The organism is Candidatus Binatus sp., assembly GCF_030646925.1.
In the GTDB taxonomy this organism is placed as follows: Bacteria; Desulfobacterota; Binatia; order Binatales; family Binataceae; genus Binatus.
The window spans coordinates 41505-55798 of sequence record NZ_JAUSKL010000102.1 but is presented as its reverse complement, the minus strand read 5'-3'; the positions used below and the strand labels follow the sequence as shown (position 1 = coordinate 55798).

The window sequence follows — 14294 nt, the reverse complement described above, 5'->3', positions numbered from 1 at the left end:
TCGGCTTTGATGCGCTTGTGAAACGTCAGCGATCAGTGGCGGCTGCGAGATTGCGATCGTCGCTCCGCGCCGCCATCGTGCGTTCCAGCCTGGATACTCGCTCGTCGAAGGAAGCTCGCATTGCCGCCTCCCGCTCCTTACTCGCTTTCAATTGGAGCTTCATTTCGGCGACTTCGCTGGTCTGCTTCTGTAGTTCGTTCAGCAGCATCGAGCTTAGCATCGAGTAGCGCACCGACTCGACCTTACCTTCGGCATTGTGAACCACCAGCTCGGGATAGACTTGCTCTACTTCTTCCGCGACGAGGCCATATTGCTTGGTTGCTTGCGGATCGTCTTTGTAGCGGAATGTTACAGGCCGAAGCTTCATCAACTCGTTCGTAGTAGCACCCATGTCGTTGATGTCGCGCTTGTAGCGCGCAGACGACACTACGACTCCTAGCCGCCCGGCGCCATTAACCACTACGTCGCTACCCGAGACCGCACTACCAGTGATACCGGCGATGTAGGTGGCGGTCTGGGTCCCTTGCACGCCGATGCGAGTAGTATTGGCTTCGGCCGCGAGACCGCGATTGCCGATATCGATGTTGTTGTTGCCGGTGGTTAGAAAAAAGCCTGCCTGGAAACCGATAACAGTATTGTATTGGCCGGTCGTGTTCTTGTACAGGGCTTGGAGGCCGTCCGCCGTGTTGTAATTACCCGTGCTGTTGCTGTACAGCGCTTGCGCGCCGCTCGCGGTATTGAAAATGCCGGCGGTGTTGCTGAAAAGAGTATTGGCTCCCTGAGCGGTATTGTTCCTGCCTGTGGTGTTGTTTAGGAGCGAAAATACTCCGCTGGCGGTGTTGTCGAACCCGGTGGTGTTGAAGGCGAGCGCGTCCAGCCCGGTGCCGGTGTTGTCGTAGCCCGTGGTGTTTTTGTACAGGGCTTGCAATCCAGTAGCCGTATTGTCGTGGCCGGTGGTGTTGTACTTGAGTGCATTCAGTCCGTCAGCGGTATTGTAGTTGCCCGTGGTGTTGCTGAAGAGCGAAAATACTCCGGTGGCGGTGTTGTCGAACCCTGAGCTATTGGAGTAGAGCGCGTACAGCCCGGTGCCGGTGTTGTAATAGCCCGTACTGTTGCTCATGAGAGCTCGGAATCCGGCGGCGGTATTGTCATGTCCCGTGCTGTTAAAGTAGAGGGCATTCTCTCCGGTAGCGGTATTGCTGGAGCCAGTGGTGTTCGAGAAGAGGGCTCTGTATCCGGTAGCGGTATTTGCTTGACCCGAGTTGCTGTTTGACAGCGCAAAGTAACCGAGCCCGGTATTGAAGAAGCCGGTGTTGCTGCTAAGCGCGCCGTCCCCGAGGCCGGTGTTGTTTCCGCCGGATGCGCTGGTCGCGAGCGATAGCGCGAAAACCAAAACCGCCGAGATCGAAAAGAGAAGATTCGTCGCCGTTTTTTTCATGGACTCGCCCTCTTGAAAGTCGGTAGAATCGTTCATCGAGAGTTTGATCCCACACGGCGATCGCCGCGAACGCTATGCGACAACTCTGCTGCGCGATGATGACGCAAGGGTGCGCCGTCGCGCAAACCGGATAGATTGTTACAATCATCGTCTGGGGAGCTAAGAAGGGCCGACTGGCGATCAGAGAATTGGACGGGCCCAGTGGATATGCCCCACTTTTGCGCGGAGCCGAGGAATGGTATTCGATCAACGTGGCCGATGAATACGACAGCGAACGCTTTCCCGGAAATTTCTATCAAGGCATGATCCTGAAGCTCGACCGCTCACGCGGCCGCGGCGTCGTGCGTTCTCATAGCGGCAAGGAGGTTCCTTTTGAATTTCCCTTCGTCACGGTGATAGGCGCGGGGATTGGCGGCTCGATGCCGGGAATCGAGCTGATCAGCGAAGGCGACATCGTCGGCTTCGACGTGGGATGGACGTCGAAGGGGCTGCGCGTGACGACGATCCATCCGCGCGGCGCCAGCAGGATGGAGTAGTAAAGCTCCTTCGCGGTTCAGCGTTTGCGCTGGAACATCCGCCACATTCTCACGCCCAGCGGAAAGATCTCACTTAGCACTTCATAGCCCTTGCCGCTGTAGTAGGCGACGTTGGCCTCGGTCGCGGTCTCGAGATAGACGCCCGCGATGTCAGGCCTCATCGCCGCTTCAAGCTTGAGCCGATCGAGCAGCGCGCCGCCGAAGCGCTTGCCCTGGTACGCCGGATCGACGCCTAGCAACTGCAGATACAGGTGAGGCTCCTTGGGATGGTTCTCCGCGAGCACGCCGAACATCTGCATCGCGCGCACAATTCCACTCCATCCAATCGCGCGCACGAGCCGCGGCATCTCCGGAATCCCGGCCAGCATGAATCCAACCGTCGTCGGATGCGCGATACCTTCGGTCACCGCCGCACCCATCACGCGCCCGCCCTCGATCACGCCGAACGTCGGTTGCCCGTGGCGGCGCTCGATTGCCAGCATCACGCGGAACAGGTCCGCCAGATGCTCGGCGCGCGCGACCGGTTCGTTGATATCCGGCAGAATCGGCTTGAAGGTGGGATCGTCGATGAAGGCGCGCCCGAGCGCGACCGCGGCCTGCTCGTATTGCTCGGGATAAAGCACCGTCACGATGGGCTTACGGTCGTCAGGCATGTGATTCCTCGATTGCGCGCGCATTCGTCGTCAGCACGCGCGAGACCGCATCGTGCCATCCGGCGAGCAATTGCTCGCGTTCCGCGGCTTGCATTTTCGGTTTGAATAGCGCGCTGCCACGATGCAGACGCGTGAGTTGCTGCTGTGATTGCCATATCCCGGCAGCTAGCCCCGCCAGCATCGCCGCACCCATCGCGGTGGTCTCGATCACCTTCGCGCGCCGCACGCGCTTGCCCAGGATGTCAGCTTGAAACTGCATCAGGTAGCGATTCTCGGTCGCGCCGCCGGCGGCGCGTAGTTCGCTCAGCGGATGCCCCGTGTCGGATTCCATCGCGACGATCACGTCGCGCACCTGGTAGGCGATACTGTCGAGCGTCGCGCGCACGATATCCGCGCGTGTCGTGCCGCGAGTGATGCCGAGAATCGCGCCCTTCGCTCCGCTGTCCCAATGCGGCGCGCCGAGCCCGACGAACGCTGGCACTACGTATGGCGTCGAGCGATCCCTGCTGAGGCGCGCGGCGCGTTCGCTATCGGCGGCGTTCCGAATCAGCTTGAGTCCGTCGCGGAGCCATTGCACGGCGGCGCCGGCGATGAAAACCGACCCCTCGAGCGCGTAGCAGGGTTCTCCCTCCGGTCCGAGCGCGGCGGTGGTCAGCAGGCGATTTCTCGAACGCACGATCTTGTCGCCGGTGTTCATCAGCAGGAATGCGCCGGTGCCGTACGTGGCTTTGGAATCGCCGGCGTCAACTGCACCCTGCCCGAACAACGCCGATTGCTGATCGCCGATGACCGCGCCGATCGGGATCGCGCGCGCCGCGATCATGCCGGGCAATGTCTCGGCCAGCGGACCGCGCGAACTAACCGCCGCCGGCAGCATCTCGCGCGGCACCTCGAGCATCGCGAGCATCTCGTCGTCCCATTCCATCCGCGCCAGATTGAACATCATCGTGCGCGACGCGTTGGTGTAGTCGGTGACGAACCCGGCGCCGCGCGTGAGCTTATAGATGAGCCAGGTGTCGATCGTGCCGAAGCATAGCTCGCCGCGCGCGGCGCGCCTGCGCAGTTCAGGCTTTTCGTCGAGCAGCCATTTGAGCTTGGTGCCTGAGAAATAAGGATCGACGATCAGTCCCGTGCGCTCGATCACCTCGGATTCGCGATCGCGAAGCACGTCGCAGATAGCCGCGCTTCGGCGGCATTGCCACACGATCGCGCGATGGATCGGCTTGCCGCTGCGCCGATCCCACACTACGAATGTCTCGCGCTGATTCGTGATGCCGACGGCCTTGATCGCATCAGCTCCGACTTTCGATTGCGCGATCGCTTTTTTCGATAGCGCGATCACTGAGCGGTAGATTTCCTCGGGATCGTGCTCGACCCATCCAGGCTTCGGATAGAACTGGCGAACCTCGGCGTAAGCGCGGCCTCGAATCCGTCCGCGGCCATCGACCACGAACACCGTGGTGCCGGTAGTTCCCTGGTCGATCGCAAGTACGACTTGAGGCATCGATTCCTCCCCTGCTCCTGCCTGCCGAACGCGGCGCGCGCATCGCGCAAGAATCCGGCTCGCGCAGAATCCTATGACGCTGGCGGCGATCGAACAATCGAACAATCGCACCTGGATCGATCGCTAAGTTCAGTTTCGCCGCGGCGCTATCCTCCTGATAGACGACCATTCGCGGCCGCAGCGCACACCTGCTTGCCTCGGATAGCGTCTGGGGCCATGATAGGCGCGCTTGGGGGCGGGCCGCTTAGTCAGGAGCCGCAATTGATGAGCGATCTGCTTGAAAAGAAAGAGGATTTGATCCGCTACTTCGAGGCTGGCGCGAAGCCGCGCGACCAGTGGCGAGTCGGTACCGAATACGAGAAGGTCGCTGTTCGCACTGCCGACGGCAGTGCGTTGCCATTTTCGGGCCCCGGCGGCGTCGAGGAATTACTGCGCCGGATGGCCGACGATTACGGCTTCGAACCCGAGGACGAGCACGGCCGAATCCTCGCGCTGAAGAGCAAACGCGCGGCGATCACGATCGAACCCGGCGGGCAAATCGAGTTGTCCGGCGAGCAGTGCGACACGATCCACTGCGCGCATCACGAGTTCGCCGAGCACGTCGATCAACTGGTCGAAGTAACCGGCAAGATCGGCGCGACGCTGCTAGGTCTTGGGATGCAACCGGTCAGCCGAATCGATCAGATCGAGCTGTTGCCGAAGGCGCGCTATCACATCATGTATCCTTACATGGCGCGCAAGGGCCGGCTCGGCCAGCGGATGATGAAGCAGACCGCCGGCGTGCAGGCCAACCTCGACTACTCCGGCGAGCGCGACGCGATGCGCAAGCTGCGCGTCAGCATGGGAATCGTGCCGATCCTGTACGCGATTTTCGCCAACTCGCCGCTCAGCGACGGCAGCCTCAACGGCTATCAGAGCTTCCGCGGGCACATCTGGACGGACACCGATAACGATCGCAGCGGCACGCTCGAATTTGCGCTGGGCGAGGATTGTTCGTTCGAGGAATACGCCGAGTATGCGCTCGACGTGCCGATGTATTTCCTGGTCCGCAATCACGAATACGTCGATCTGACGCGCCGGCCGGGAATCACGTTTCGCAAATATCTCGAGCAGGGCTTCGGCAAGGAACGCGCGACGGTCGAGGACTGGACCAATCATCTGACGACGATTTTCACCGAGGTCCGCCTGAAGCGATATATCGAAATCCGCACCCCAGACAGCCAGCCGCCCGGCTACATGCTCGCGCTGCCCGCGCTGCTGAAGGGCATCCTCTACTCCGACGATTGTCTCGCGGCGGCGTGGGACCTGGTCAAACGCTGGAGCTTTGGCGAGCGCCTTGAACTGACCGACCAGGCGCACAAGATTGGGCTTGAGGCGCGCGCCGGCCGCATCCGGATGCAGGAACTCGGGACGGAGTTGCTCGCGATCGCGGCGCAAGGACTCGAACGCCAGAAAGCATTGAACAAGCGCGGCGACGATGAGAGCATCTATTTGCTGCGCCTGATGGACCTCGTGCGCAGCGGGCATAGCCAGGCGAGTCTTGTGATCAGCCGATGGAAGGGCGAGTGGAACTACGATGTGAGCCGGCTCGTCGCAGGATGCGCCTATGACGCTGAACCATTCGTCTGACCGGGAGATCCTTTAGCCGATGGAACTCCGATTCACGCAGCATCATGTTACCGCGCTGAATTTCCTGCTGATCGCGGGGCTGGCCTACTTCGCGGCGCAATGCGTCAATGACGTGATCGCACGTCGCGTTATGTCCGACAAAATCGTTGCGCCCGCAGCGATCGCTCAACCGCGTCTCCCGTCCGGACTCAGGCCTCGCCCCTTTTACGAATCGATCGTCAAGCGCGACGTCTTCAACCTCGTGCCGCAGGAAGCTGCGGCTCCGCCGCCAGTGGTGGTCGAGGATCTTCATCTGAAATTGCTCGGCACGTCGATGCTCTCGAAGTCGAAGCCGTACGCCGTGATCGAAGACCAGAACGGCGAGCAGTCGCTCTACAAGGTTGGCGACGATATCCCCGACGCGGGCAAGCTGGTGAGCGTCGAGCGGACGCGCGCGATCGTCGATCATGACGGACGCCGCGTCGCACTCGAGATGCCGGTTAGTGAAATGCCGGCGGTCGAGCCGTCGCAGCTTGGGGGACCGTCGATGCCGGTGCCGCATATGCGACACGGCCCGCGTCCTCCATTCGCGCCGAACGGCGAGGCGACTGAGCCGGAACCCGACGACAACGATGACGACAACACCAGCAGCAAGCTGAACATCAAGAAACTGAGTCCCGGCAATTTCGCGGCCAGCCGCGCCGAAGTCGCCAAGACAATGCAGAACCCGGCGATGCTCTTCACTCAGATGCGCGCGGTTCCGCACGTCGAAAACGGCAAGACCGATGGCTTTGCGATCTCTGAAGTGAAACCCGGCTCGGTGTTCGAACAAATCGGCATGCAGAATGGCGACCTCGTCACCTCGATCGATGGACAGCCGGTGACCAATCCGATGCAGGCGATGAGCTTGATGGGCTCAGTGCAGAACAAACCGTCGATCGACCTGACGGTGAGCCGCGGCGGCAGCCCGATGAACCTGCACCTGGACCTGCACTGAAACGATGGAAGTACGCGCGGCGTATCGCAGCGAGCGCGATGAAGTGCTCGACTTGCTGTCGCTCTGGTACAACGACCGCGAATTTTTCGCCCGCTACAATCAAATCGATCCGGCGTTTCGCGATGAGTTGTGCCTCGTCGCGCGCGATGGCAATCGCCTCGTCTCGACCGTCCAGATTTTCGATCGCGCCATCAATCTCGACCGACAAGCGGCGCCGATGGGCGGCATCGGATCGGTGTTCACGCTCGAGGAGTATCGGCACAAAGGCGTCGCGTCGGCGCTGATGCGGCTCGCGGTCGATACGATGACGCGCGAGGGCTTCGAGGTTTCGCTGCTGTTTGCGGAGCGGCTGACATTCTACAATCAGTTCGGCTGGCGCGAAGTCGAGCGCAAGTTCAGCATCCTGTCGGCCGCCGCAGCAATAAAAGTTCGCGGCAAGTTCACGATCGATGCGTTCGAGCCGTCGCGCGATCTCGGTGCGGTCGCGGAGATTCATCGCGCGTATAGCGGACGCTTCAACGTCACCGCAATCCGCGACGAGGCCGCATGGCGCGCCAATCTCGAATTCGCCGGCAACCAGCCGATGCATCCCGGCGAAGGCTCGAAGGAATATTTCATCCTGTGCCGCGAGGCCGGCCGGATTGCCGCCTACGCGCGCGTCGCGCGCTTTCACGGCGTTTCGATGGTGATGGAGTTCGGCTATCTGCCGGATGCTCCCGACGCGATGCTCGCGTCGTTCAAATATCTCGGCGAGGTTGCGTCGCGTGCTCCGATTTCTTTTCAGCGCGAAGGAGATCATCGCCGCGCCGCGCTTCTCGGCGGCGAAGATGCTCAAGCCGCGGGATTGCTGATAACCCATACCGCGCACGACGCTGAACTCGAGCGCCGCCTGAGCGACGCCGGATGCCCGGTCGCTCACCATATCGATAACAACTACATGTGGCGGATTCTCGCGCCCGGCAAACTTGCGCGTCGATTCGAGACGACCGCCGATGCCGCGTCGGCGTGCGCGTTCGAGGCCTTCCAGGATTCGCGCTCGCTCTTCTGGACCGCCGACCGTTTCTGATTTCCCGCTCGATTGTGCACAGCTTTGTCTTGCCGCGAGATTCATCTTGGCGGATCGTAGTTGGTGGGTAGGCGCGATGCTGTTGGGAGGATGTTTACGATGGATACCCTTTCACGATCGGGCGTTTGTCTCGCCCCGAATTTGATCACTCGATACGTTGGAGCTTTTGTCGCGCTCGCGATGCTGCTTGCGATGCTCGCGCCGCCGAATGCCGACGCCGCGCGTCATCGCCGCGCCAAAGCTGCGCCGGCGGCAAAATCCGCCGCGCCATCTGATGAAGAAGGCGCGACTGACGCCAAAAAAAGCGGATTGATGGGTCCATACGCCGAAGCCGTCGTGATGGAACCGGTCACCGGCACCGTCATTTTCGAGGCCAACGATCATCAGCCGTGGCCAACCGCGTCGCTGGCGAAGATGATGCTGATGCTGATCGTCGCGGAAAAACTTCACGACGGCTCGCTCAAGCCCACCGATCAGGTCACCACCTCGCGCAGCGCCGCGCAGATGGGCGGCTCGCAGGTTTATCTCAAAGAGGGCGAAACCTTCTCGCTCGACGACATGATGAAGGCGATCGTCGTGCACTCCGCCAACGACGCGTCGGCGGCAGTCGCAGAATACATCGGCGGTTCGACCGACGCGTTCGTGATGCTCATGAATCAGAAAGCCGCGGCGCTCGGCATGAAGGACAGCCACTACTACAATGTGCATGGATTGCCGCCGGCGCCGGGCGAACAGGCCGACGTCGCAAGCGCCTACGACCAGGCGTTGCTCGCGCGCGAACTGCTCAAGTATCCCGACGTGCTCAGATGGTCGGCGATCGACACCGCGCCGTTTCGCGGCGGCAGTTTCGTGCTGCGCAACACCAATCACCTGGTGCGCACCTATCAAGGATGCGACGGGCTCAAGACCGGTTTCTACGACAAGGCCGGATTCAACGTCGTCGCAACGGCGAAGCGCGGCGATCTGCGCCTGGTCGCGGTGGTGCTCGGTACTCCGCATAAGCTGACCAATTTCAAGATGGCATCCGAACTGCTGTCGCAGGGCTTCGTCAATTACCAAATTCATTCGGTGGCGAAGAAGGGCTCTCCGATCGCGCAGGTCGTCGCGGTGAGCGGCGGCGAGACGGACGTGATCAAGCCGGTGTGGGGCAGCGACGCGGGCGTGTTTCAGAAACGCGGCGATGCGAAGACCGATCTCAAGGTCGATTACAATTTGCCGCCGTCGGTCGCTGCGCCGGTCAAGGCCGGGCAGCAAATCGGCACCGCGAACGTGCTCGCTGGCGGCAAGCCGGTCGCGACGATCGCATTGCTCGCGCCGGCCGACATTCCGAAGAAAACCTCGATGATCAAACGATTGTTAGGCCGTCTGTAGGCTGATCTCTCGTGCCCTGCAAAATGAAATAATGTACCCGTATCACCAAACCGATTAGGACTTTGCGCGGGATACTGCTAGCCTTTTCGTATCCAGCATGATTCCCAAAGAAAAGTTTTATCGCGCGTACATGGATTTCTTCGAGACCGCGGAGCGCAAGCGCCGCTGGAACATTTTCGAAGACATTCCGTGGGACAAACTCTCGCCCGAAACCAACACCGAGGAACGCGCGATCAGGATCGAGACTTACTGCGCCGAGGAAATGTATCTGCCGGACTACAATCTGGCGGGCGTCGAGATGACGCGCTCGGTGTTCGGCCTGGCGTGGTTTCAAACCTGCTGGAGCCACGAGGAATCGCGCCACGGTCTCGCCTTTCGCGAGTATCTGCTCCGGTCGGGAATGCGCACCGAGGAGCAGTTCAGCAAGTTCGAGGCTGATACGTTTTCGCGCTCGTGGAAGATGCCGTTCAAGACTCTCCGCCAGATGGCCTGCTACGGCGCCCTCCAGGAAACCGCGACTTATCTCGCCTATAAGGCGCAGAAGGATCGCGCCGAACTCGAGAACGACAAAACACTCGAGGCGATTTTCTTCTTCATCGGCCGCGACGAAGCGGCGCACGCCGGCTTTTATCGCGAGATGCTCGCGCTCGAGATAGCCGACGATCGCAGCGGCACGATCGCAGACCTGGCTATGGTGATCGCGAACTTCAGCATGCCCGGCGACGGACTGATTCCCGACTACCAGGAGCATCTCAGGATTGGCGGCGGCGGCATCAGCCCGCGCAAGTTCTTCACGCGCGCCGTACTGCCGACGCTAAAGCAACTCGGCACCAGCCGCGATGAACTGAAAAGCGTCACTGCGCTCGCACTCGGCGCAGCATCCTGACTGCGCATCTCGCTTCAGCAATCTTCGGCCGTGACATAAGATTTCGGCGTGACGAGAAATCGACTCCTGATCATCGGCGGCGCGATCGTCGCGTTGTGGATCGCGCTTAACCTTGCGCTTCACTTCGGCCAGATTCGCCACAACCAGCTCGATTACGATATCGCGGAGCATTTTCCTCCGGGCAAGCCGACGGCGCCCGGCGAGATTTTCGCCTCGACGCTGGCGGCGATCGTCGATCACGAATTGCACACCGCCTTCGGATGGCGTCCCAACGATTTCTTTTTATGGGGTCCGAAGGTTGGCCCCGACAACAACGCCGATCGCCAACTCGGAATTATCCAGGCGGTGCGCGAGACCACGCGCATCTTCAAGGACAACCTGACCAAGGTTTCGTCGAACCAGTACGATCAGAACCTCGTGATTGCCGACACCGATTTTCGCAACGACGCGCTCAAGTGGATTCTGCCCGCGCCCGAAGGCAAGTACGCCGACGGCGTCGCGCATCTGCGGCTATACGTCACCGGGCTGCGTGACAATCCGCCGACCTCGCGCGAGCTTAACGTTCGCGCCGTCGAGTTGATTCGCCTCGTGCAGGCGTGGACCGACCTGCTCGGCGATGCGCACGCGAACCTCTACCGCAGCAAAAAAGATGACGGCAGCGCCGTCCACACCTGGGATTGCGATCACTATTTTTATCACGCCCAAGGTTACGCGCACGTGATGTTTCACATGATCGAGGCGATCGAGCGCGAGTATGTTGTGACTTTCAAAGACGACCCAATCTTGAAGACGATGTTCGACGAAACCGAGGATGCGCTCGGCAAAGCGGCGGTGCTGAAGCCTCTCGTTGTGATGAATGGTTCGCCCGCGGGCCTGTTCGCGAATCATCGCCGCAATCTCGACGCCTACATCAGCGAAGCGCGCCAGAAGATGTACTCGATTCGCGAGGAGCTACAGCGCTCGCCGCTGTAGCGCCGAATTTTAGAGCTCGAGGAACGGACAAAGCAGCATCGCGCCGCCGCGCATCATCATCTCGAGCATCGCCGGCATCCACCTCGCAGGGATTCCCAATGCGCTCGCCGCGGCGCGAATCGCCCACGTCGTCGATACGTCGGGATTGCTCGGCCTGAGTCCCCAGAATCGCGCCGGCGAATGATACCGCACGAGCTGATGCTGCTCATTTTCTTTTATGTGCGCGCGGCTCCGCGCGATTTCGATCGCTTTTGTGAGCCCGCCGATTTCATCGACCAGTCCGCGCTCCTTCGCCGCAAGCCCGCTCCACACGCGCCCGCGCGCAACCTCTTCCGTTTCGGCGGGGCCGAGCCGTCTGCCCTCCGCGACCTTGGCGGTGAAGTTCGCGTACAGATGCCCGATCGTATCGTTCATCTGCGCGAGTTCCGCTTCGGTCATCGCGCGCGAGAACGAAGTTGCGTCCGCGACCGGCGCACTCTTCACGTAATCGAACCGCACGCCTAGATCGCTGAGCAGGCTGCCGAGATTGAACTTCGCATACACCACCCCGATCGAGCCGGTGATCGTCGCCGCCTCCGCCACGATCGCGTCGGCGCCCGCCGCGACGTAATAGCCGCCCGAGCCGGCCACGTCGCCCATCGAAACGACGACGGGCTTGCCGCGTCCCTGCGCCTCGCGAACCGCGCGCCAAACCAGATCGGAGCCGACCGCCGAGCCGCCCGGCGAATTGACGCGAAACACGATTGCGCGCACTCGCTCGTCGCGCGACGCGCGATCGATTTCCGCCGCCGTCGCGATCCCGCTGATATATTCCCCCGCCGCTGACGCGTCGCCCGAGACCACCGGCCCGGTACCGTGGATCAGCGCGATTCGCGCACGGCGTCCGTGCTCGCGAACGTAAACCGCGTGCCGCCAGTAGCGGTTGAAGGTGACGAATTTTTTCTGCTCTTGGTCGGGCTCGAACGCCGCACGGATGTCTTCGATGTATCCTTCGCGATCGATCAGTCCATTTTCGATGGCGAACTTCATGCTCACAAAGCCCGCCGCAATGAGCTCGCGCACCCGCTCCGGAGCGAGCCCTCGCGCCGACGCGATCGCTTCGACCAGGATTTTCTCCCAGTCCGAAACCACCGCTTCCAGGCTTTCGCGCAGCGCCGGCGACATCGCGTCGCGACCGAGCGTCTCCGCCGCGCCCTTGTACTCCTTCCACTGCAGCGTCTGCGCCTGGATTTTCAGTTTGTCGAGCGCGTTCTTGAGGAACACGCCACCGGTCGCGACACCAAGCATCGTCAGCATCGTGTCGGGATTCGCGACGATCTCGCTAGCACCGCACGCCACCAGATAGTCGCGGAGGCCCGCCATGTCGCCTCGAAGCAGCGCGACTACGCGTTTGCCGCCGAGGTGCGCAGCGCGTAACAAGCGATGGATTTCATGCGCGGTCGCGAGTCCGACTTCGATTCCCGCGATTTCAACGACGATCGCGCGCACGGCGGAATCTTTCGCGGCTGCTTCGAGCGCCTCGCGGATGCTATCGAGGCTGAGCGTTCGGCGGCGAATTATCTGATCGATCGGTGAGCGCCCGGTTTCCTCCGGAATCGATCCGGCAAGCCGAATCGTCACCACGGCATCGCGCGGAATCCGCGCCGGCCTTACTACCGCGAGCCAGAAGGCGGCGACCAGCGCCGCTGCGATTCCGAACAGTGCGATTCCGACGATCCAGTGGCCAAACACGCAAGCAACCGCGCCCACCGCGATCAATATCGTCACCAAAATCGCGAGACGCACCTCGCGATCCAACGAAAACTCCCGCAATGGATTCTTCATCACGCAGTTAAATCGCCATCGAGACTCGAAGAATTGTTCAGCACCCTGCTAGACTACCGTTTTTCGATGGCCAGGTCTTTCCTCATCCGGTTTGCCGCGCTCGCCGCCTTGGGCGTGGCGTCGTGTTCCAGCGCCGACCAGCCGCCCGCCGCGGTGCAGCCACCATTCACCGCGCGTTCGACGTCGCTCGAAATTACCAACGGCATCAAAGTCGTGACGAACGTGTCGTTGCCGAATGGATTCGCGCCGATTGCCGGCCGCGCGCCGATGTGGCTCGAAAACAGCGCGGAGATTGGCGTGGTCGGCATGCAGGACGGACATACCGTGGTGTACGGACTCGGCGGTCCGGATTGGCACGCAGGACGCGTGCTCGCCACGGAAATCGGGCCGTCTGCGGCGGCGCGCGGGACGATCGTGGACGTCGCGGCCAGCCCGGAAGGTCTCACGCTGGCGACTGCGATCGTCGCGCCGGATCACAAACGCGTCGATGTAGTCATCCGCGATCTGATCGCGTCGGGCCCCGGCAATGTGATCGCAAGTTTTGACGGCCGCTTCGATTCGATTTCGCTGAGTTGGCTGAACTCCGCGACGATCGCGCTCGCACTTCGCAAGCATCCCGAAGAATCGATCGAACATGCAGACAGCGACGACACCGATCATCCACCGGCGACGCCTATCGACGGCCTCCAGCTAATCGTCGTGACTGGCGCCAGTTCGGTCGCGCCGCTGAAGCTCGGCTGCCCGATGTCGGCGCTCAGTTGGAGCACTCATGGCGTGTACGCCGTCGGCCAGGGTGATTCATCAACCGCGCCAGTCGTGATCGATCGGCGAAAATCGGTCTGCGGCAAATTCGGCAGGAGCACGCCGATCCACGTGCTCGATTGGGATTCGGAAGAGGAAGGAACGTTTCTGTTTGTTGGCGTGGATCCCACCAACAACACGGTCGATGTTTACCGCCACAATATCGAAACCGGCGCGGAGCACGTGGTTGGAGTATCGACCGGCGCCGCGTCGTTCACTCCCGGCGGCGACATCGTCGTGTTGGGGAATCAAAAGCTCACATTTCGAATGGCGACGGAACGTCCGCAACTCGAGATGCTCGCGCAAGTCGCGATCGTGCAGCCCGACGAAAGCCGCACCGACGTAAAATCGCTCGGCTTCAACTCGACGCCCGCGATGCTCGCGCAAAGCTCGATGGCCTACTCGAAGGGCGCCGACGAAGCTGCGATGCAGGTCTTCGCGCCCAGCCAGCCGATTCCGTGGCGCAAAATCGTCAGCTATTCGCTACCGACCGACGCGGCTTTTCTGCTCGCCGCTGGACCGGCGCGCGGCACCGTCACTATGAGCTGGTCGCCCAAGGGCCGCTGGCTCGCGTTTCTCGACGGCGACGCCTCGACGGGCGCCACGCTCACCGTGCTCGCGCCGCCGCGCTGATCGCA

Annotated in this window: 12 protein-coding genes; 8 read left to right on the top strand and 4 right to left on the bottom strand. The window is 61.6% G+C overall.

The window, feature by feature from the left end; all coding sequences use genetic code 11:
• Positions 1–25: 25 nt before the first annotated feature.
• Positions 26–1474 carry a tail fiber domain-containing protein gene (locus Q7S58_RS17700; RefSeq protein ID WP_304828962.1) on the bottom strand — a complete coding sequence of 483 codons (1449 nt, stop codon included), beginning with the start codon at positions 1472–1474 and terminating at the stop codon, positions 26–28.
• A gap of 215 nt (positions 1475–1689) precedes the next feature.
• Here Q7S58_RS17700 and Q7S58_RS17695 point away from each other — a divergent pair, with 215 nt between their 5' ends.
• The gene (locus Q7S58_RS17695) at positions 1690–1974 is read left to right on the top strand and encodes a hypothetical protein (protein ID WP_304828960.1); all 285 of its coding nucleotides are present in this window, start codon (positions 1690–1692) and stop codon (positions 1972–1974) included.
• 17 nt (positions 1975–1991) lie between these two features.
• On the opposite strand, the gene Q7S58_RS17690 is transcribed toward Q7S58_RS17695, so the two are convergent.
• Positions 1992–2627: an N-acetyltransferase gene (locus Q7S58_RS17690; protein ID WP_304828957.1), complete on the bottom strand. Its 636-nt coding sequence runs from the start codon at positions 2625–2627 to the stop codon at positions 1992–1994.
• Entirely contained in the window at positions 2620–4131 is a 1512-nt protein-coding gene (glpK, locus tag Q7S58_RS17685) for a glycerol kinase GlpK (protein ID WP_304828954.1), read from the bottom strand. The genes Q7S58_RS17690 and glpK overlap by 8 nt, the downstream gene beginning before the upstream one ends.
• A 264-nt stretch (positions 4132–4395) precedes the next feature.
• Here glpK and Q7S58_RS17680 point away from each other — a divergent pair, with 264 nt between their 5' ends.
• The 6 genes from Q7S58_RS17680 to Q7S58_RS17655 all read left to right on the top strand — a co-directional run bounded on the left by Q7S58_RS17680 (position 4396) and on the right by Q7S58_RS17655 (position 11031).
• Positions 4396–5760 carry a glutamate--cysteine ligase gene (locus Q7S58_RS17680; RefSeq protein ID WP_304828952.1) on the top strand — a complete coding sequence of 455 codons (1365 nt, stop codon included), beginning with the start codon at positions 4396–4398 and terminating at the stop codon, positions 5758–5760.
• Between the two features lie 19 nt (positions 5761–5779).
• Complete coding sequence (gspC, locus tag Q7S58_RS17675; RefSeq protein WP_304828949.1) at positions 5780–6736, top strand: type II secretion system protein GspC; 957 nt, start codon at positions 5780–5782, stop codon at positions 6734–6736.
• Between the two features lie 4 nt (positions 6737–6740).
• Positions 6741–7802 (top strand): GNAT family N-acetyltransferase, encoded by a 1062-nt coding sequence (locus Q7S58_RS17670; protein ID WP_304828946.1) that lies wholly within the window; start codon positions 6741–6743, stop codon positions 7800–7802.
• Positions 7803–7901: 99 nt separating this feature from the next.
• Positions 7902–9173, top strand: coding sequence for a D-alanyl-D-alanine carboxypeptidase family protein (locus Q7S58_RS17665; RefSeq protein WP_304828943.1), 1272 nt, complete (start codon positions 7902–7904; stop codon positions 9171–9173).
• A 97-nt stretch (positions 9174–9270) separates the two neighbouring features.
• A complete protein-coding gene (locus tag Q7S58_RS17660; RefSeq protein ID WP_304828939.1) occupies positions 9271–10059 on the top strand; it encodes an acyl-ACP desaturase in 789 nt (262 codons plus the stop codon).
• A 48-nt stretch (positions 10060–10107) separates the two neighbouring features.
• Positions 10108–11031 carry a DUF2333 family protein gene (locus Q7S58_RS17655; RefSeq protein ID WP_304828935.1) on the top strand — a complete coding sequence of 308 codons (924 nt, stop codon included), beginning with the start codon at positions 10108–10110 and terminating at the stop codon, positions 11029–11031.
• Between the two features lie 9 nt (positions 11032–11040).
• Here the strand turns inward: Q7S58_RS17655 and sppA are convergent, their stop codons facing one another.
• The gene (gene sppA, locus Q7S58_RS17650) at positions 11041–12855 is read right to left on the bottom strand and encodes a signal peptide peptidase SppA (RefSeq protein WP_304828932.1); all 1815 of its coding nucleotides are present in this window, start codon (positions 12853–12855) and stop codon (positions 11041–11043) included.
• Positions 12856–12921: 66 nt separating this feature from the next.
• Between sppA and Q7S58_RS17645 the strand changes: the two genes are divergently transcribed.
• Complete coding sequence (locus Q7S58_RS17645; protein WP_304828929.1) at positions 12922–14289, top strand: hypothetical protein; 1368 nt, start codon at positions 12922–12924, stop codon at positions 14287–14289.
• Positions 14290–14294 lie beyond the last annotated feature (5 nt).